The 1,221-nt window shown below is 69.5% G+C and carries 1 protein-coding gene; it reads right to left on the reverse strand.

What is annotated here, in order from left to right:
- On the reverse strand, positions 1 to 1,221 hold a 1,221-nt coding region (locus tag ACH4B3_RS34275; RefSeq protein WP_398469713.1), incomplete at both ends, for a type I polyketide synthase.

The following is a 1,221-nucleotide window of genomic DNA, read 5'->3' on the forward strand; positions in this document are numbered from 1 at the left end:
GGTGGTGGCGAGGGCGTGGGCGATGCGGGCCGGTTCGAGGTCGGGGTGGTGTTGCAGGTGCGTACGGAGGCGCAGGGCCTGGTCGCGGAGAGCGGTGGCGGTACGGGCCGAGACCAGGAAGGGCAGGGGTGCCGAGCTGAGCAGGGGCTCGGCGGGCTCGTCCGGCTCGGGTGTGACGTCCGGCGCGGGCGTGGTGGTTGGTGGCTGTTCGAGGATGAGGTGGGCGTTGGTTCCACTGACCCCGAACGAGGAGACGCCCGCTCGTCGGGGGTGACCGTTCGCGGCCCACGGGCGCGGTTCGGTGAGCAGTCGGACGTTCCCCGATTCCCAGTCGACGTGGGAGGTAGGGGCGTCAACGTGCAGTGTGTGCGGCAGGACTTCATGCCGGAGCGCCATCACCATTTTGATGACGCCGCCGACGCCTGCGGCGGCTTGGGTGTGGCCGATGTTGGATTTGAGTGAGCCGAGCCAGAGGGGTTGGTCGTCGGGGCGGTTTTGGCCGTAGGTGGCGAGGAGGGCTTGGGCTTCGATGGGGTCGCCGAGGGTGGTGCCGGTGCCGTGTGCTTCGACGGCGTCGATGTCGGCGGGGGTGAGGCGGGCGTTGGTGAGGGCTTGGTGGATGACGCGTTGCTGGGCGGGGCCGTTGGGGGCGGTGAGTCCGTTGCTGGCGCCGTCCTGGTTGACGGCGGAGCCGCGGATGACGGCCAGGACGGGGTGGCCGTTGCGCTGTGCTTGGGAGAGGGGTTCCAGGAGGAGCATGCCGGCGCCTTCGGCCCAGCCGGTGCCGTCCGCGCTGTCGGCGAAGGCTTTGCATCGGCCGTCGGGGGACAGGGCCCGCTGCCGGCTGAACTCCACGAAGCCGAAGGGGGTGGCCATGACGGTGACGCCGCCGGCCAGGGCGAGGGTGGATTCGCCGGTGCGCAGTGACTGGCATGCGAGATGGACAGCGACCAGTGAGGACGAACACGCGGTGTCCACCGTCACCGCAGGCCCCTCGAAGCCGAACGAGTAGGCAACACGTCCGGAAGCCACACTCCCGGCACTGCCGTACCCCACATACCCTTCGACGTTCTCCGGAACGGTGTGAAGCCTCGAGGCGTAGTCGTGGTACACCACCCCGGCGAATACGCCGGTTTGGGTTCCGGTGAGGGTGGTGGGGTCGATGCCGGCGTGTTCGGTGGCTTCCCAGGCGGTTTCGAGGAGGAGGCGTTGTTGGGGGTC

The sequence above is a fragment of the Streptomyces sp. NPDC018031 genome, from assembly GCF_044327625.1.
Classification (GTDB): domain Bacteria; phylum Actinomycetota; class Actinomycetes; order Streptomycetales; family Streptomycetaceae; genus Streptomyces.